1 protein-coding gene is annotated in these 235 nt (G+C 35.3%); it reads right to left on the bottom strand.

The window, feature by feature from the left end; translation table 11 throughout:
- On the bottom strand, positions 1-235 hold a 235-nt coding region (locus LQ686_RS14100), incomplete at both ends, for an integrase core domain-containing protein (RefSeq protein WP_239733468.1).

Here is a 235-nt window from a genome sequence, read left to right as displayed (position 1 = left end):
CCTATATTCTATAGGGGATAAGTAGCCTAGTTTTTGTTGAATTCTAACTTTATTATAGTTTTCAATGTAATTTTCGACAATATCTATTACAATGGTATTAGAGCTTCTAAGCTCACTGTTTAAGTAGAATGTTTCACACTTTATAGAGGCATGAAAACATTCTATTGGGGCATTATCAGCTGGCGTTCCCTTACGGGACATGCTTCTGGTAATGCCTTTTTCTGTACATAGGGCA

The sequence above is a fragment of the Mammaliicoccus sp. J-M41 genome, assembly GCF_022385935.1.
GTDB lineage: Bacteria > Bacillota > Bacilli > Staphylococcales > Staphylococcaceae > Mammaliicoccus > Mammaliicoccus sciuri_A.
This window is presented reverse-complemented; position numbering and strand designations above follow the sequence as displayed.